Raw genomic sequence first — 17882 nt, 5'->3', positions numbered from 1 at the left:
CTGACTTTTAAAGTGTACGCATTTCCCAAAGCACTACGACTGCATCACAGTATCGATTTCCGCCGCGCCTTTGACGAGGGGCAGAAAGTGGTCGGTGGTCCAGTAGTGCTTTATTTGCGTCCGCGTCAGCCAGGCGAGTCTGGCCCCAAAGACGGCGGTGGCCGTGTTGGTTTGGTGGTTTCCCGCCGGGTCGGCAATGCTGTAGTACGCAATCGGGTCAAGCGTCACTTGCGCGAAGCCTACCGTCAGCTGCGGCCAGAGCTGGAGCAATTCGCCGCTCTTTGGAGTACCGATCTCGTGATTGTGGCTAGAGGAAGCGCCGCCGGTAGCGACAGTGAGACTATAGCAACCTCTTTGCAGCAGGGACTCAAGCGACTTAAACGTCAGTTGGAGCCATGAATCAAACGCGGCATCGAACACGGGGCCGAAAGTCCGCAATCGTTAGGCTGCTTTCTTTGCTGATTGTGATATACCAACGTTCCTTGTCAGTTGTACTGGGACCGCGATGCCGCTTTTATCCAAGCTGCTCTCATTACGCTAAGGACTGTTTGGCGGCTTACCCGCTGCCAGTGGCACTTAAGAAAATTGGCGGACGACTGCTACGTTGCCATCCTTTCCATCCTGGGGGAATCGATCTACCGTGAATAACAAAATCGACCATCGTTCCATCGTTGCTGTTGTGCTCTGCGTAGCCTTCTACCTGATCTACACGCAATATCTTAACTCCAAGTACCCGCGCCCGGCTCCAGGCAGTGGTTCGGGTATCCAAAGCTCAGCAACAAGCACGACTACGGCCGCCTCCAGCACAACTGCGGCGCCTGACACCACCAGCACCGCGACTCCAGTCACGTCCGCAGGTACGCCGCCAGCGACCCCCGCACCGGCAACAGTGGTCGCCCTCAGCGCCAGCGACCTGACAATTGAAACCGACAAAGTAGTTTATCAATTCTCGCAGGAGCTGGGTGGGTTTTCTGGGATTCAGTTGAAAGATTTTAAACAGAGCGATCGTGCTGATTCAGGCCTGGTCAATTTGCTTGATAGCCCGATGGCACTGCAGGGCACCATGGAGTCACGCATTCCCGACGCGGTGTCTGGCGTATTTCACGCTACCCGCCAAGGACAAAGCCTGACCTTTTGGCGCGAAGTTAACGGTTTCAAGATCAGCCAGATGTATACCGTTCCGGCGCAAGGTTACGGCCTCGACTTGAAAGTAAGTTTCACCAACACCGGCGCCCAAGCGGTCGAGTTGACGAGCGGCCTGTTGCTGACGGAAACGCTGCGGGCCAAAAAATCTGCCGCGCTGTTGGGGATCATACCTGGCACCGTGCGCGAGCGGGATCAGCTCATCTACCGTGCCGACGACAGCACGGAATGGATTGACGTCGAGAAGTTCTGCGATGGCGACTCGGACGCACCGCGTCTTGACGGGGTACCAGTGCGCTATGTCGGTATCGATCGCCATTACTTTTTGACTGTATTTCAGCCGAAGGCCAAAACGGGTAGCCTCCGCCTAGATCACGGACCCGGCAGCGGCAAGACCGGCTGCAGCCTCAGCGCCATTAATTTCGATCGCCAGGGCAGCGTCCAGCCGGGCGAGACCGTCAGCCTGGACTACCGCGTCTATGCAGGCCCTAAAGATATAAATATTTTGCATGACTTTGACGCAGAGCTCACAAGCGCCATGCACCTCGGTACCTTTGGCTTTATTGCCGAGCCACTACTCCTCGTGATCGAAGCCTTTGAGCGATTGACCCACAACTACGGTGTCGCCATCATCTTACTAACGATCTGCCTGAAGCTGCTCTTTTACCCCCTTGTGCGTGCCTCGACGGTTTCGATGCATAAGATGAAGAAGCTAAATCCCCAGATGAACGCTCTCAAAGAGCGCTTCAAAGACGATCGTGCCCGTCAGCAGCAGGAGCTCATGAAGTTCATGGCGGCAAACAAGATCAATCCGATGAAGGGCTGCTTGCCCGTGCTGCCCACGATTCCCGTCTTCTTCGCTTTCTACCAGGTGCTACAAACATCGATAAGCTTGCGCCATGCTCCGTTTGCCTTGTGGATTCAGGACTTATCAGCCATGGACCCATTTTTCGTCACGCCAGTCTTGATGGGCGTTGCGATGGTCGTACAACAGAAGTTGACCCCGACTTCCGGAATGGATAAAACTCAAGAGAAAATTTTGATGTTTATGCCTATAATGTTCACAGTCATGATGCTGTCTTTGCCAGCCGGACTGACTCTCTACATGCTGACGAACACCGTCATCGGTATCGCTCAGCAGCGTTGGTTGTATTATCGACTGGACAAACTTGAGCCCGCTACGCGTTGAAAAGGAGACCCGGGATGAGCAACAATCTGAAATCATCCGCTAACGGCAGCCCCGTTAAAGTCGAAGCGAAATCGCTGGAGCAAGCCCTGGTAAAAGCTGCTGGTCTGCTTGGTTTGACCCAAGACGATGTCCAGTACCAGATCATCAAGGAAGAAACGAGTCGCGGCCTCTTTTCCTTTTTCAAAAATCCCGTGGTCATTATTGAAGCCTGGGCCAAAGGCAAGCCGCAACAAGCTTCACGTTCCACCACACCGAGACCTAAGTCAGACCGCGGTGCGCGGAGCGAGCGGCGCGAAGAGCGCCAGAGATATCAGGACGATGACGAGGGTATTAATGCAGTTAAGGCTGAGCCTCTGACCGACGCTCAGGTCGCTGCCCTGACAGATGAGCTACAAGATTTCTGCGCCGGCATCTGCGCCCGCCTAGCGGGAGAAGAAGTGGCGGTAACGACCACCGTCGATGACGGGCGTCTAGTACTCAACATTGATAACGAGTATATCGCCCAGCAGATTGGCAAGAACAGCAAGTTGGCGGAAGCTCTCGAGCACATTTTGAGGAAGAAGCCTCGTCATCTACGGCAGGAGCTGCCGTTCCGCATTTTTGTTGATGTCAGTGGCGTCCGCCGCAAGCGCGAGGAGGAGCTGATTCAGATGGCCCACGACCTCTCCGCTAAAGTTCACGAGAACAAGCGTCCCATTGTGCTCAACTACAAGAGCTCGTATGACCGCAAGATTATTCACATGGCACTCGACAAGGATGACCGGGTATACACCAAGTCCATCGGCTCGGGTCCAAACCGCAAGCTCATGATTCTGCCACAAAAAGACGCGCAGATGATGGACGAGCCGGAGATTTACGAAGAGTGATTGGCGTCGGGCCAGAGGCGCAGCCCATCGCTGCGCTAGCTACAGGCTCTGGCGCAGCGGCCGTTGCCGTCATCCGACTGTCTGGCCATAGTTGCCACCAACTGCTCCTACCATGTTTAAACTGGGCAGATCGCTGGCAGGCACGGCAACTACGCGTTGCTACCATCAGCGACCCACGAACCGGCGAGCATCTCGATGATGCGATGGTAGTGCTGTTTGGTGGCCCTAAATCGTTTACTGGTGAGGATTCCGCCGAGATCCAGTGCCACGGTGGGCCGTATATTATCCGCCGCATTTTGGAGCTACTATTTCGCCAAGGCTTCCGTCCGGCTGAGCCGGGTGAGTTCACGAGGCGGGCCTTCCTAAACGGTAAGTTAGATCTGACAGCTGCCGAGGGCATCAAAGCCCTGGTCGAGGCCCAGTCGCATCAGCAATGGTTGGCGGCGCGACATCTGACTGAGGGCAAACTTAAGTCTGCGATCGAAAATCTGAGGCGCCTTCTAGTGGAGGCTCTCGCCTACTTGGCGGCGCAAATTGATTTCCCAGACGAGGGCGACACAGCCCATGTGGATTTGGTGCCCGTGCGTGAGCGCGTGTTAGAGGCTGTCAATGCGATCACAAGCTTGATCGGGAGTTACGATGACGGACGCGTCGCCAGCCAAGGTCTAACTGTGGCACTTTTTGGCGCTCCCAATGCCGGCAAGTCGACGCTCATGAACACTCTGCTCGGGCGTGAGCGGGCGATTGTTACCCCAATTGCAGGCACAACCCGCGATTATCTTGAAGAGTCTTGCCTGATTGACGGTCGTCTGATCCGCCTCATCGACATGGCTGGTGTGCGCGCATCGCAAGACCCAGTGGAGGCGATGGGCGTCGAAAAAGCCAGGCAGCTAGCGCGCGAGGCGGACCTAGTACTGTTTTTAGTTGCCAGCGACCAGACTGAATCACCTGAGGCGCAACTAGCAGCATGGACTGGCGAACTTTTGCCCCGCAGCCATTTATGTATTGCGACCAAAGCGGATCTAAGTGCGCCCACGTGGGCGAGGAGCCCCAATTGGATCCAGATCTCATGCCAGAGCGGCACCGGCATCCGAGAGTTGAGCCTAGCGCTTGCTAGGCAGGTGGACCTGCACGTTGGGAATCTAGCTGCCGAACATGCCTACGTCACCTCGGCCCGGCAGCACCATGCACTACGTAATGCCCTAGAAGGACTAAATAAGTTTAACCTTGCAGATGCCGATGGTGCATACGTCGAACTGTTGGCCTTTGAGCTGCAGGAGAGCGTTAAAGCCCTACGTACCATTGTCGGTGAAATCGACACCGAAGACGTGCTGGACAAAGTTTTCAGTCAATTCTGCGTTGGTAAATGACTGGCTAGCCAACTTGCGAAACCTGTACTATAGATGGCCACTTGGGAGTACCAGTATGGGCATTGAGCGTTATCGGCTTATAGCGTCGGCGACTGCCTTGTCAGTCAGTTTGACATCGTTACCGGTAGTCGGGCAGTCAGACTGCACGCCTAGCGAGCGCCGTATTGAATTTCGCACCACAGATAACGTCCGTATACGGGGTGCTATTACTGCCCCATGCCACGCTAGCGACACTGACTTATTGCCCACAATCATTTTCTTGAACCCACTTGGGCAATCCCACACCACTTATCGACCGCAGGCCCAAGCTTTTGCGACGGATGGATACCGCGTCCTATCATTTGACCCACGTGGTTGGAAGTCGTCAGGTGGCAGCACCACCCTCATCTATCCTGACCTAGTGAAAGATGTGCAGCATGCTATCGATTGGCTCACCGCACATTACGCGACTGGCCGCATCGGCATGACAGGTATTTCGGAGGGCGGGGCCATGTCATTGCTGACCGCTGCTGCAGATTCCCGTGTCAGCGCAGTGGCTTCATTAAGCGGCTGGACCAATATCGTGCACCCGAGCGTCGGTAATACCCCACGACTTGCGTGGAATCTGGTAATTGGCGCGTTGCTATTCGCCTTCGGGCGACCCTTGGATCTGATCAAGGAAGCCATTGGCCATGCCTGGCATGGCACCAATCCAGAGCCACTCGATGTACTCGAAGCTAGCTCGCCTTGGTTTCATTTGGATGAGATGAATCAAAAACAGACTCCGTTATTATTGATCCATGAAATGGACGATACCCTGTTTCCGATCAATCAAACTGTCGATTTTTACGAGAAACTCGCCGGACCTAAGCACCTGCAAATCAATCGCGGTTTTCATGCCGCCTCATCGATTACCGTTTTACAATACAGAGATAAGGAACCCTGGGCATCGGTGCATGAATGGTTTGATGCCTACGTACGCGATGAGCGACCGAGTAATCTCGATGGACGCGTTCGCATAAGCTTTAAAAACAGCGACAAGATTTTAGGTCTCAAGGACGACTTTCGCGACGATGCGCGGGTCGATACATTCTATCTGCAGCAAACCTCGCATGGTTATCAGCTCAATGACACAGTGATGGAGTCTCTGACGCCCACGGACCTGACCATCGTCAATTCTCCTTGGAACCCCGCGCGAGTTTCCACGGGTATTCCCGTGCGTAGCGCTCTGAAAAATCTTACTGATCTGCAAACCGTAGCTGTGCCGATCAAGGAACTCAAGCGACCCTACGCCATTCAGTTTAGTTCTGCCCCCTATAGCGACGGCGCCACAGTTTTAGGCATCCCTAAGCTAAGGCTAAAGCTAGCAACGCAAACGAAAAAAGGGCTGGTCATTGCCCATTTGGTAGATATCGGACCGGATGAAGTCGGCCAATTAATCACTCACGGGACCCATACATGGTCTGATGGAGATATAGCCGGCGATGGCAGTTACCAATTCGAGATCGAGATGTATTTCACCGCCTGGACTTTGGCACCTGGTCACCGCCTCGGAGTGGTGCTTAATGGCGCCGACTTTGAATACCAGCCACCGACACTCTGGCGCTACAATTACAAGCTCGATCAGTCGAACGGTAATCTCAAATTAGATGTGCCGTTGACGCCGCTTAGATCGGCTGAATAGCAAAAAGAGCCAACACAACCGCACCGGTCTCCCGCGACGTCTTGAGATCGACAGCTAGCTTCATGATCCAGTCATTGTGCTGATCGGGATCGACTATGGTTTGTTCGAGCAACCAGACCTCAGGCTTTTCCACGATACGCAAGTGACGCGGATCACGCGCTGCTTGATCGGTGGCTACTGCGGCATGATCCTCGTAAAACGGCGCGATAACTTTATCAAGCTCGTCTGCGGTCCAGGTTGGTACATCGTCGACGCGACTTTGGCTGACTAGATCCACGACCTCACCGTAACTGCGACTACCTATTAAACGCAGTAGTCTAAATACAGCATTACGAACCATGACAGTAAATTGTCGTTTGTTACGCGTCATATCAGAAGGCACTTCAGAGTCCTCGTGCGAGACACTGGAACGGCGGCTAGGTCCAGCCTGCATCCGCTCCCACTCCTCGAGAAGGCTCGCATCAATGCCGCGCACTAGCGCACCAAAATACTCAATCATTGCCAAGATCTCGTCAGTACGGTCCGTCTCCGGAACGGTCTGTACGAGCACCTTGTAGGTTTCCGATAGATAGCGAAGCAACAACCCCTCTACACGATGCAAATCCAGCTCGCGGATGTACTCCTCGAAACTCATGAATTGCTCGTAAAGGTCTCTGGCAATTTTCTTGGGCCGTATATTTTCTTGGCCTACCCACGGATGAGTAGCCGCAAACCTGTTAAACGTTTCATAGATGAACTCTCGGTTGGGCTTCGGATATTCCAACTTCTCAAGCTCTTCCATCCGCTCTTCATACTCAACGCCAGCAGCTTTGAGCTCGAATAGTTTGGCGGTTTTTAGCCGATCCAGCTGCTTACGGAGAATGAGTTCAGGATTCTCAAGGATAGACTCGATCAATGTTAGGAGATCGAGGGCATAATCAGGAGACTCTCGGTCGAGTAACTTGATGGTATCGAGCAGGTATAGAGAGAGAGCGTGATTGAGGGAAAAGTCTTCCTGCAGATCGATGTTGACCCTTACTTTCCGACCGTCACGCTGCTCGCGAGGAATAATTTCAACGATTTGGCGATCTACCAGGGAGCGAAACAGCTGGAATGCTGTCCGTGTGTGCTGGCGTTTCTGAGTCGGGGTGTCGTGACACGAACGCACTAACTCCTTCATCGCCCGACATCCGTCAGTGGGGCGGCTAAGAATATTAAGCAACATCCCGTGGGTTACCTGAAAGCGACTAGTCAGTGCCTCTGGTGGCGAGGCAAGGAGACGGTTAAAGGTATTCTGATCCCAATGGGCATAACCGCGCTCCGGAGGTTTCTTACGCACTATTTTGCGCAATTTTTTTGCATCACCACCAGCCTTGGCCTCGAGCATGAGGTTTTCAATTACATGCGGTGGGGCCTGCACCACCACTGTGCCCTTGTCGTCGAACCCCTTCCGCCCGGCGCGTCCACTGATCTGGAGAAAGTCACGAACGCTAAGGAGCGCGGTCTTGTCGCCGTGGTACTTGCAAAGCTTGGTAAAGACCACGGAACGAATTGGGATATTGACCCCAACGCCAAGAGTGTCGGTACCGCAAATCACCTTAAGTAGGCCCTGCTGCGCCAGCCGTTCCACCAAAAGGCGGTACTTCGGGAGTAACCCAGCATGATGAAGACCGATGCCATGACGCAGTATCTTTTGCATTTCCTTGCCGTAGGGGCTCGAAAATTTGACGCCACTAAGTGCCTCGGCAATGGCTTTTTTCTCCTCTTTCGTACAAACATCCACGGAGAGAAGATTCTGCGCCTCTTCGGCGCATTCACGCTGCGTAAAGCTCACCAAGTAAACCGGGGCCTTACCGCCGAACACCAAACTGCGAATCGTCTCGTGTAGCGGCGTCTCTTGATAGACGAAATCGAGTGGCACCGGCCTCGAGGCCGACTTGATCACGTCGACACCGATTCCAGTAAGTCGGTGTAAGCCGTCCTCAAACACCGCTGTATCACCTAGGGTCGCCGACATCAGGAGAAAACGCGCGTAGCTAAGTGTCAAAAGCGGTACCTGCCAGGCAACCCCACGGTCCCGGTCGGAATAATAATGGAACTCATCCATGATGATGTCCTGCGCTGGAGCTGATGCTCCTTCGCGCAGGGCCATATTGGAGAGGATTTCCGCGGTGCAGCAAATGATGGGAGCGTCGCGATTGACTGTGGCATCACCAGTCGCCATGCCGACCAGGTCCGGGCCAAAAACGGCACACAGCGCGAGAAACTTCTCGTTAACTAAGGCCTTAATCGGACAGGTGTAAACTGAACGACGACCGTGCGCCAGCGAGTGAAAGTGCAGAGCTGTGGCTACCAAGGATTTGCCCGAGCCTGTGGGCGTATTGAGAATGACGTTTCGGCCCTCATACAGGGCGAGGATCGCCTCCTCCTGAGCCGGATAGAGTTCCAGGCCCTGCTCTTTCACATACGTGAGAAAGCGGTCCAGTAAATCGCCACTGTCGACCGGCTGCCCCGGAGTGGGTAAAAGCCGTCGGAGTGGTCGAGACGATAAAGCTTGGTCTTGCGGTTCCACCATAAGTCGTCTAGGTATATGCCGATCCGCCGGTCTTGCCAACTACCAAAGCAACGCCAATGAGGCGTTAACATACTGAAGCCACAATAAAAACCATGCCATCGGCCACCCCCCAGCCTTCGGCCAGCGCCCAAAAGCGCCGTTAGCGAGTATCCGTGAATAAACTAGAAAATGCGATGCCCACCCCTAATTTTGCTACCTTGGGCCTAATCGAACCGATCCTTAGAGCCGTGAAGCAAATGGGCTACGAACAGCCTACCCCTATTCAACAGCAATCGATTCCACCGATACTCCACGGCCGTGACATCCTGGGCTGCGCCCAAACGGGCACCGGCAAGACCGCAGCATTCGCACTGCCGCTACTGCAAAAGCTAGCCTTAAGCCAGGGTCGCCGTGGGGTACGTGCCCTTGTGCTCACCCCGACGCGAGAATTGGCCGCGCAGATAGACGAGAGCTTCCGAGATTACGGTGCTAACCTTAACCTGGGACGCGCTCTTATCTTTGGTGGTGTTGGCGCTGAGCCCCAAAAACGCGCCCTCGAGCGCCGCCCGGATATCCTTGTTGCCACACCCGGTCGCCTTCTGGACCTTATGTCACAGGGATTCATCTCGCTCAATCAAGTGGAAGTCTTCGTCCTTGATGAAGCCGACCGGATGCTCGATATGGGATTCATCCATGACGTCAAGCGTGTCATAGCCAAACTGCCCCCTGCACGGCAAAATTTACTCTTCTCAGCGACGATGCCCCCCGAGGTGCAGTCTTTAGTAAATGCAATCCTCAAAAACCCAGTGCATGTTGCCGTGGCGCCCACCTCGTCAACTAGCGAGCAGATCGATCAGTCACTCTATTATGTCGATCGCCCTAATAAGCGACGTCTGCTTATCCACGTCCTGGAGAATCCAGAGGCTGCGCGCGTCATCGTATTCACGCGGACCAAAGCTGTTGCCAATCGGGTCTCGACTTACCTCAACGAGCATGGCATCCAGGCTGAGGCTATCCACGGCAATAAATCACAAAATGCACGTCTGCGCGCACTCGCAAACTTCAAGAGCGGAGCTACGCGTGTTCTGGTCGCTAGTGACCTCGCTGCTCGTGGTATCGACATTGACGATATCACTCACGTTATTAATTACGATGTCCCTAACATACCTGAAACTTATGTGCACCGCATTGGACGCACGGGCCGAGCAGCAAATGTCGGTGCAGCACTTTCGTTTTGCGACGCCGAAGAGCGTAGTTTTGTGACCAGTATCGAGCGGGTAATCAAAAAGAAAATACCGGTCGTCAATGATCATCCGTTCCCAATGGATCCCAACCAAGCGGCATCCAAAACGCCGTCACCAGGGCCGCAGCGGCCACAGCAACGGAACAACTCTAAATTTAAACCTAGGCGACGCCGGTAGCAGCTGCGGCGGCATCAGCACGACGTTTCAAAATGAGATGCTTAGCATGTAAGGTCCAATGACGATTGAGTCCGCTTTGCAGATAAAACATCGCGACTGGTGGCAAGAGGGATGCGAGTAGTGCAAGCTGCGGATTCGTAAATGTGTATTTATTTTGTCGCTCCATCTCACGAATCTGGCACGCCAAGCGATAGGTTGGCCAGGCATTGAGGAGCGGCACTATGGATACCAATGCAGTAAACTTAAGCCATTTTGGTACCGGTACTGCATTCTGCGTGTGACGCTCAATCTCTTTGTAGACCGATACAAACCAGAAGCCCCAATAAACCCCAAGGCTGAGTATCCAACTTCCACCCGCCGCAGCCCAGGGATTGCGTAGCTGTCCCAAAGCCAGGCGTGTGCGTGCTAGATAGTATTCCTGCTCGACAGCGGCCTTGGATAGGGATCGCGGCACTGGCGATGCGGGTGCTATCGAGTTGGCAGCAGCATCGGCCACTGCTCGCCTAAGTGCCGCGTTACTGGATTTGGGCGGCGTTGATTTGGCAAGGACCGTGGTAGGCCCAACCTGTTTGGGCGTTACCGATGGTCTGGTCATCGGATCCTGAGTCGAACCAACAGCGACCTCTACCTTTTGCGCCATGCTCTCTGAAAGTCGGTATAGAGCAGCGAAGTCCTGCAGAGGATACCACTGACTGAAGCCTTTCCGACTGATGAGTCGTGGGCTCCCATCGTCACAATCGGGCCTTTGACTAAACGCATGATCGGCTGAGAGTGGGCCGTTTAATTTTCCGTTCTCATAAAGGTACCAACCATCAGGCCAAACTGCCGCTACATCTTGTTGGTTTGCGATCGAAGTACTTTCAGTCACGCGTGGTCTCCTTAGAAAGACACTCCTCCCAAGTATAACAAATGCGAAACATGGCGGTATACTGGGAGCAGTCATCTGGAGTCTCTCGGACGCAACCTCGTCGCGGAGTCGATTATGCAGCTGCAGGACTTTGTCAATCACATCGAAAATCGAAATTTTCCAATCAATTGGCCTGGTCAGTGGGTCGGCGGCCGATGGCTTGCGGCGAGACGACCCAGCGCATTTAAAGCTTCCCTCAATCCCAATAATGGCGAAAAACTGGTCGAAATCGGCATAGATAAAGAAAGTATTTCCGAAGCGATCAACTTTGCTAATCAAGAAAAGTCGGCCTTTGGCCAACTGAGTTTAGTTAAGCGGCTAGAGATACTTGCCAAGTTTAGACAAGCCTTACTCGATTACCAAAATATCGCCGAGCTCGTTTTGAGGATCGAGGCTGGGAAACCGCAGTGGGAGGCTGCCGAGGATGTGCGCAGTAGCGCCAATTATTTGACTTGGGCTATCGAACATGGCGAATCACTGATCACAAATCTCATGCTACCCTTGGCGGCAGGACCTCACCGCGGGGTCAAGATCGAGCTGCGACCGATGGGTGTCACTGCAGCATATCTGCCTTTCTCAACACCACTCACGAGTTTCATCTACTACTTCACCGCCTCCGTCATGGCTGGCTGTCCCCTGATACTCAACTCGTCAACGCACGCTCTCATGATCTCGCTGCTGTATTCCCTGCTCGCTCAAGAGCAGGGAATACCGCCTGCCGCGTTACAGGTAGTTTTCGGAAATTTCAGCAGCTTTAAACAAGTCATTGCTGATAAAAGAGTCCAAGCCATTCTTTATACAGGCTCGCGAGAGCACTGCGATGCGATCCGGATAGAGTCACGCATCTCAGTACCACGGCAGCTCGTGCTGCAGTCGGGCGGCAAGAATGCCGTGATTGTGCACTCATCGGCTAATATTGACGAAGCCGTCCGCTGCGTGACTTACGGCGCTCTTAAAACCACTGGACAGCGCTGCACATCAACCAGCCGGGTGTTTGTTTATCGCTCATTAATGCCACAATTCTCAGAGGCGATCACAGCTGCATTTAGATCAGTCCGCGTCGGACGCACGGATCTCGGGGATGCACCGCTGAATGATCAACCATTCATGGGTCCTCTTTACTCCGAGAAAGCAGTTGAGAAGTTTCTACGGTTCCAGACCATGGCCAACCGCGAATCTACGACGACGTTACTCTGGGGCCGTGAAGTCGACGAGACTTTGGGAGGGTTTTTTGTCAGTCCGAGTTTACATTATTTACGTAGCTTCGATAACGGCAGCGCCTACCAAGGTAATATCCTTTTTTCTCCGGACGTTGCGGTTTATGAGTACGACGTCCTAGACACGGCGATCGAGCAAATAAACACGACAGATGCCGCCTTCTCGGTCTCATTTATAGGGGACCCGGCAGTGCTAGAGGCTAGACGCGACTTATTCCTCGCCCCCAACTTAATGCTGAACACCCCCACTGTTGAAATTGAGGCGACGCTCCCTCTAGGTGGGCGCTTGCAAAGTGGCCATCATCGTTTTCACGGGCCAGGAACTGCACTTTACCTTTGCTATCCTCAAGTGATTTCTCATGATCCTGAGGCATTTAAGATGATAAGTTCTTGGCCTTGGTAGCCAATTTGATTTAATTTTGGCGGACCTGACCACAAAGGGGACGCTGATGAATCTTGATCCTGTCATCCAGGAGCGCGCTAGCTACTGGGCCACCTCTGAGGCTTTCGATAAGACCACGCGCGCCGAGGTAGCCGCATTAATCGACGGTAAACGAGAGAAGGATATAGTCGATCGTTTTTACCGCGATCTTGAATTCGGTACCGGCGGGCTAAGGGGCATCATTGGCGCCGGTACGGCACGTATGAACATATATAACGTCCGTAAGGCGTCAACAGCTTTGGCTAGACACCTGAAAGAAGCGTTCCCGCATGAGGCTCTTAAGGTCGCCGTGTCGCACGACTCTAGGCGATTTTCGCGGGACTTTGCCAAAGCAACGGTCGAGGTTATGGCAGCGCATGGTATTCAGGCTTTGATTACACGAGAGCTTAGACCAGTGCCGATGCTGTCATTTATGACGCGTCACTTCGGCTGTCATGCCGGCGTCTGTGTCACCGCCAGTCATAATCCGCCAGAGTACAACGGCTACAAAGTCTATTGGCAAACGGGCGGCCAATTGGTGCCGCCACACGACAAAGCTATCATCACCCACTACGGTAAGATTAAAGATTACTCCGACATCAAAAGGATGCCCTTTGAGGAGGCGGTGGCCAAAGGCTTGGCGCGCGAGGTAGGCGAGGAGCTTGATGAGGCCTATTTTGCCAAGGTTGCAGCTTTATCCCTCAGGCCAGAAGGTCGCAAGGGCTTCAAAATTGTCTATTCACCCCTCCATGGGGCGGGACTTTACCCCGTGGTTGAGATGCTGCGTCGCTACGGTTTCACCGATGTCACGGTAGTCCCAGAGCAGGAGCGTCCTGATGGCAACTTCCCGACGGTTAAATCGCCCAACCCCGAAAACCCCTCAGCCATGGATATGGCCAGAGACCTAGGCAAAAAGCTTCAGGCCGACCTAGTGCTCGCCACCGATCCCGACTGCGATCGTATCGGTATGGAAATCCTGGTGAACGGCGCTTACGTACGCCCGAACGGTAACCAAATCGGCGCCCTACTGAATCATTTCGTGCTCAATGCTCAGAAAGAGCTAGGGCGGTTGCCGGCGAATCCTTTAGTCATCAAAACAGTCGTCACTACAGACTTGCAAGCCGACCTGGCAGCCGAGTTTGGTGCGACCTGTGATGAGACTCTGACTGGCTTTAAGTGGATTTGCCAGCGGGTTGAGGAGTACGAATCTGGCGAGCGCAAACCCTCGCGACAGTTTGTTTGCGGTGGCGAGGAAAGCTACGGCTTTTTAGCAGGATCTTTCGTTAGAGATAAGGATGCTGTCATCTCTTGCTGTTTAGCTGCCGAGATGGTCGCCTACTATAAGTCGCAGGGTAAATCGGTGCTCGATGTCCTGGATCAAATGTTTCAGAAGCATGGAGCCTACTATGAGACCTTGGCTGACATAACCCTACCGGGTAAAGATGGAGCCGACCAGATCGCATCCATGATGGCGCGGCTGAGAGCCGATCCACCACGCGAGATTGATGGTATCGGAGTGAAGCTACTGCGAGATTTCGATACGCAGCAGGTTCTCAGTGCAAGTGATCGGACCTTCAAACACACCGCAAACCTAGACTTCCCAAAGTCTAACGTCCTGCAGTTTGTCCTCCTCGACGGTACCAAGGTCAGTGTGCGCCCGTCGGGCACTGAGCCCAAGATTAAGTTCTACGTCTCGGTTAAAGACGAGGCTGCCAAAGGCCAGTCTGGGGAGACACTGCACCGAATTAAGGCCAAGTGCCAAAGTCGCGCTGAACGGATTGAGGCCATTTTTGTCGCCATGGCAAAAGGCAACAATTAAGTCGATCTCGATAACCGCTCGTAATACCCAGTCTGAGATTGGGTATTCGCGCGGTTATTGTCTTTTACCCAAATCAGCTGTGCCACGTCAGCCAACTCGCCTGCTGCAGAGCTTACCGCGATCCCCTGCCAACGTGTTATCATTTAAAGTGATTAGCTTATAACTCTGAGCGGCCTCGCCCAGTTGGCCCATCCTTGGGAAAGGAAGCCCTACGTGCTCCTCCGAAAACTTGCTAGATCCGTTACCGTTGCTTTGGCACTTGTTGCCCTCTCCTGCGGCCTGGCCCCAATGGGCTACGCCTACGAAAAGGCTGTCGAGGGACCCGATGTGGTCAAGGACAAGCTTTTCCCCAAAAAATCAGTTATCGAGCTCGACACTAAAGTTGGCAGTGTCCTCAACGGCTCCTACATCCAAACGTTTATGCTCAACGGGTCCTTAACCTATTTTTGGAGCGAGAACTGGGGCTTTAGTGCGGAGGGCGTCTTCGCCCTCAATAGTGATAAGGCCGAACGCGCATGTATCGAGACCTTCTATAACGACCCCAATTTTGCCATCGGGGCTCAGTGCGGAGGCGCTGCTAATCTCGCGGAAGACTCGAAGGGTGACGCTAATTTCGGCCCAGCGTATGTGCCTATCCGCGAGCTCAACTACATCGGGACGGGCAATTTTGTTTGGAACCCACTGTATGGAAAACAGCTGGTGCTGCTGTCGTTCACGACGTACTTCGACTTTTTCATAAGTTTTGGCGGTGGGTTAGCGATATCTAAGTACTACCCACAGCAAAACAATTTCCCGGACGGCACGCCGCAACGGGGGGTCTTCTGTACTAAGGAAGAGGCAGCCAAGCCCAACGGTTGTAGCACAGCAAATAATCCCGGCACGATCGACGAGAATCTTGTAGGAATCGCTGGCAGGCCACAGCCCTTGTCACAAAGCAACGTGCTGACTCACGTCTCCGTTGGTCAGCGGTTTCACTTTATGAAGCGCTTTGAGCTGCTCGCGTCCCTTGACAACTACCTACTCATCGGCACGCCTCAGACCTTTGATAGCTATATCACTCTATACGGTGGTCTAGGCGTGCGCTTCTGATTGATCAAAACGGAATGTCATCGAGGCCAGGGGTGTCTGGGCCACCAAGACCGCCCATACCGCCCATACCAGCACCCTGGTCGCCAAGGCCCATATCCATATCAAAGTTACCAGCGCCAGCTCCGCCGCCCATACCAGCAGAGTTGCCGTAACCGGAGCCCATACCACCACCGACTGATGGTGCACCGCCCTGGCGATCACTGCGCTGGCCACCGACAAATTGCACATTTTGCGCAACAATTTCGGTTGTGTAACGCTTTTGACCCTGCTTGTCCTCCCAAGCTCTGGTCGCCAGCCGTCCCTCTATCATGACGCTGCGGCCCTTGGCTAAATACTTGGAGCAGTTTTCAGCCTGGCGCCCCCATACCACAATACGGTGCCATTCAGTGAGCTCCTGACGCTGACCGTCCTGACCGGTCCTGTAGTCAGTTGTCGCTACACGTAGGGTACAGACCGCCATTTGGTTCTGCGTGTACCGGAGTTCAGGATCCTGGCCGAGATTTCCGAGAATAACTACCCGATTTAACGACGCCATCCGCTGATCACCTTTCATGGCTGGAGCTGTACTAAAGCCGCAATTCCGCACTGAGACCCAATTAATACCGGAGCGGACTCCGCGCTAACAAGGCATTTTTAGCATTTACCTCAAGTGTCTGAACGTGACATTCTAAGTTTCGATTATCATTCGCCGGAACCAAAAGAATTGAAGAAATTTACATGACCAAGCGACCGACCGACATGAAAGCGTCCTCAGTTCTCCTCACGGCACTGGCCGTCGTTCTGGCCATCGGCTGTGGACGCAAAGAGAGCTTCCCGACTTTAGGTACCAATGTTGCTAGTCCAGTCGATATTGCCGTCAGCGACGACGGTAAATACTTTTACGCCTTAAATGCCGACTTTGAGCGTAAATACAATGCCGGCTCGATCCTCATCATGGACGGCGATGGCAACAAACTAAAAGCCCTCGAAATTCCGCGTATGGGACGATCAGTCAATGTCGTCGGTAACGTGATGATTGCGACCCTGGATTACTCCGCAAATGCTGGAAACAGCCAGCCACACGTCTACATTTACGACCTCACTGACCCGGTAAATCCCGAACTAAAGGCAGACCTGGTCCCTGATTGCAGTCCCGTAACCTCAGCCATGCGTAAGGGCTACCAGTATTTTGCCGTGACGTGTGCTAACGGCAGCTTGTTTTTAGGCAAGCTGGAAACTGATCTAAGTCAAAGTCGCATGAAGAAGGTGCGCCAATTCTCGCGACCGTATAGGGCCTTGCACTTCGATGCTCAACGCAACCTTCTGATCGGCTTCCCTGACCAACCAGACAAACCGAGCACTGGGGATGCGGAACTAGCAGATGCCAACTCCTACAACACGATCGGCACCTTAACTGCCGCAACTCCCAATGAAATCCCGGATCAATATGAGCAAACCCGTCGGGCATGGTCAGACTTGAGTGCGCGTCAGTCCTATCAGTTTCTCGTCTACGACATTGCTGCTGAAGAAAAAAATGCTCCTCTATGCACTACTTCGTCAATCAACCCAAGCTGTGATTTCCCCTTCAGGCTGTCAACTGACACCGTCTCACAAGGTGAGCTGCGCTGGTTATATTTCCGCCTCAGTGATTACAGTCGTGCTCCAGACGAAAGCACCTTCTTCAACAATCCTTCGTACAAATATTATCGCACTAACTTCTACGCTGTAAGGCCGGATCCCGAGGATAGTGATGTATTCTACCTATCACAGCGCGGTGCTCCTGCATCAAGTCCCAACGCTAATCAAATTATTCGCGTACGTATAACAGGCGAACTACGCCCCACCTATGACGAAGCTAAAAAGGCCTACACGTTCCTCCCTACTGCAGACGAGATGCAATTTGAACGCGTTTATGGGTTCAAAGGTGCGCAGGTGTCTCAGTACTCGTATCCGGGTGATTTCCGCGTCGTCATGATCAACAATAAAAAGACCGTAGTCGTGAATAACTTTCGTGATCTCGTGAACTGGGTACGTGGAGACGCCAACGGATCGTACTGGATCGGTGCGAGTCTCGTCGACGATCCGACATGGTATGCACAGCTTACCGGTCAATTGGCCCCAGCCAACGATATCCGCAGTTACTATCAGGTTGCCGTAAACAACTCCGGTCGCGGGGCATCTTGCTCGTTTTACGGTAATCAAATTATCTTCTTTGACGTGATTCCAGGCTCAGCCATCAACATCACCAATCAGGTCAGGTAACCA

The 17882-nt window shown here is 53.4% G+C and carries 14 protein-coding genes; 11 read left to right on the top strand and 3 right to left on the bottom strand.

What is annotated here, in order from left to right; translation table 11 throughout:
- Genes rnpA through FJ146_00330 form a run of 6 tightly spaced genes read left to right on the top strand, consistent with a single transcriptional unit; the run spans position 1 to position 6231 of the window.
- Positions 1 to 399 (top strand): ribonuclease P protein component, encoded by a 399-nt coding sequence (rnpA, locus tag FJ146_00355; protein ID MBM4250405.1) that lies wholly within the window; start codon positions 1 to 3, stop codon positions 397 to 399.
- Entirely contained in the window at positions 396 to 644 is a 249-nt protein-coding gene (yidD, locus tag FJ146_00350) for a membrane protein insertion efficiency factor YidD (protein ID MBM4250404.1), read from the top strand. Before rnpA ends, yidD begins: the two co-directional genes overlap by 4 nt.
- A complete protein-coding gene (gene yidC, locus FJ146_00345) occupies positions 605 to 2332 on the top strand; it encodes a membrane protein insertase YidC (GenBank protein MBM4250403.1) in 1728 nt (575 codons plus the stop codon). The genes yidD and yidC overlap by 40 nt, the downstream gene beginning before the upstream one ends.
- 14 nt (positions 2333 to 2346) lie before the next feature.
- Complete coding sequence (locus tag FJ146_00340) at positions 2347 to 3198, top strand: hypothetical protein (GenBank protein MBM4250402.1); 852 nt, start codon at positions 2347 to 2349, stop codon at positions 3196 to 3198.
- On the top strand, positions 3099 to 4568 hold the full coding sequence (gene mnmE, locus FJ146_00335; protein ID MBM4250401.1) for a tRNA uridine-5-carboxymethylaminomethyl(34) synthesis GTPase MnmE: 1470 nt from the start codon (positions 3099 to 3101) through the stop codon (positions 4566 to 4568). The genes FJ146_00340 and mnmE overlap by 100 nt, the downstream gene beginning before the upstream one ends.
- 55 nt (positions 4569 to 4623) lie before the next feature.
- Positions 4624 to 6231: an alpha/beta fold hydrolase gene (locus tag FJ146_00330; GenBank protein MBM4250400.1), complete on the top strand. Its 1608-nt coding sequence runs from the start codon at positions 4624 to 4626 to the stop codon at positions 6229 to 6231.
- Here the strand turns inward: FJ146_00330 and FJ146_00325 are convergent.
- Complete coding sequence (locus FJ146_00325; protein ID MBM4250399.1) at positions 6215 to 8785, bottom strand: DUF3516 domain-containing protein; 2571 nt, start codon at positions 8783 to 8785, stop codon at positions 6215 to 6217. The two genes, FJ146_00330 and FJ146_00325, sit on opposite strands and share 17 nt — an antisense overlap.
- A 173-nt stretch (positions 8786 to 8958) precedes the next feature.
- On the opposite strand from FJ146_00325, the gene FJ146_00320 reads away from it, so the two are divergent.
- The gene (locus tag FJ146_00320; GenBank protein MBM4250398.1) at positions 8959 to 10185 is read left to right on the top strand and encodes a DEAD/DEAH box helicase; all 1227 of its coding nucleotides are present in this window, start codon (positions 8959 to 8961) and stop codon (positions 10183 to 10185) included.
- Here the strand turns inward: FJ146_00320 and FJ146_00315 are convergent.
- Positions 10169 to 11053, bottom strand: a complete 885-nt coding sequence (locus FJ146_00315) for a hypothetical protein (protein MBM4250397.1) — start codon at positions 11051 to 11053, stop codon at positions 10169 to 10171. The genes FJ146_00320 and FJ146_00315 overlap by 17 nt on opposite strands.
- Positions 11054 to 11167: 114 nt before the next feature.
- Here FJ146_00315 and FJ146_00310 point away from each other — a divergent pair, with 114 nt between their 5' ends.
- The 3 genes from FJ146_00310 (at position 11168) to FJ146_00300 (ending at position 15638) form a co-directional block, all read left to right on the top strand.
- The gene (locus FJ146_00310) at positions 11168 to 12712 is read left to right on the top strand and encodes an aldehyde dehydrogenase (GenBank protein ID MBM4250396.1); all 1545 of its coding nucleotides are present in this window, start codon (positions 11168 to 11170) and stop codon (positions 12710 to 12712) included.
- Between the two features lie 46 nt (positions 12713 to 12758).
- Positions 12759 to 14549 (top strand): phospho-sugar mutase, encoded by a 1791-nt coding sequence (locus tag FJ146_00305; protein ID MBM4250395.1) that lies wholly within the window; start codon positions 12759 to 12761, stop codon positions 14547 to 14549.
- Positions 14550 to 14762: 213 nt separating this feature from the next.
- Positions 14763 to 15638, top strand: a complete 876-nt coding sequence (locus FJ146_00300) for a hypothetical protein (GenBank protein ID MBM4250394.1) — start codon at positions 14763 to 14765, stop codon at positions 15636 to 15638.
- Positions 15639 to 15642: 4 nt separating this feature from the next.
- Here the strand turns inward: FJ146_00300 and FJ146_00295 are convergent, their stop codons facing one another.
- On the bottom strand, positions 15643 to 16173 hold the full coding sequence (locus tag FJ146_00295; protein ID MBM4250393.1) for a single-stranded DNA-binding protein: 531 nt from the start codon (positions 16171 to 16173) through the stop codon (positions 15643 to 15645).
- A gap of 182 nt (positions 16174 to 16355) precedes the next feature.
- Between FJ146_00295 and FJ146_00290 the strand changes: the two genes are divergently transcribed.
- Positions 16356 to 17879: a hypothetical protein gene (locus tag FJ146_00290; GenBank protein MBM4250392.1), complete on the top strand. Its 1524-nt coding sequence runs from the start codon at positions 16356 to 16358 to the stop codon at positions 17877 to 17879.
- The last annotated feature ends 3 nt before the right edge of the window (positions 17880 to 17882 follow it).

Source organism: Deltaproteobacteria bacterium (genome assembly GCA_016874735.1).
Lineage (GTDB): Bacteria > Bdellovibrionota_B > Oligoflexia > Oligoflexales > CAIYRB01 > CAIYRB01.
The sequence above is the reverse complement of the archived record's forward strand: the minus strand, read 5'-3'. Positions and strand labels throughout refer to the sequence as shown.

Bases quoted from the DNA above. Each gene is read 5' to 3' on its own strand.
- yidD (MBM4250404.1), top strand. From the start codon at position 396: ATGAATCAAACGCGGCATCGAACACGGGGCCGAAAGTCCGCAATCGTT.
- FJ146_00340 (MBM4250402.1), top strand. From the start codon at position 2,347: ATGAGCAACAATCTGAAATCATCCGCTAACGGCAGCCCCGTTAAAGTC.
- FJ146_00330 (MBM4250400.1), top strand. From the start codon at position 4,624: ATGGGCATTGAGCGTTATCGGCTTATAGCGTCGGCGACTGCCTTGTCA.
- FJ146_00325 (MBM4250399.1), bottom strand. From the start codon at position 8,785: ATGGTGGAACCGCAAGACCAAGCTTTATCGTCTCGACCACTCCGACGG.
- FJ146_00320 (MBM4250398.1), top strand. From the start codon at position 8,959: ATGCCCACCCCTAATTTTGCTACCTTGGGCCTAATCGAACCGATCCTT.
- FJ146_00310 (MBM4250396.1), top strand. From the start codon at position 11,168: ATGCAGCTGCAGGACTTTGTCAATCACATCGAAAATCGAAATTTTCCA.
- FJ146_00305 (MBM4250395.1), top strand. From the start codon at position 12,759: ATGAATCTTGATCCTGTCATCCAGGAGCGCGCTAGCTACTGGGCCACC.
- FJ146_00295 (MBM4250393.1), bottom strand. From the start codon at position 16,173: ATGGCGTCGTTAAATCGGGTAGTTATTCTCGGAAATCTCGGCCAGGAT.
- FJ146_00290 (MBM4250392.1), top strand. From the start codon at position 16,356: ATGACCAAGCGACCGACCGACATGAAAGCGTCCTCAGTTCTCCTCACG.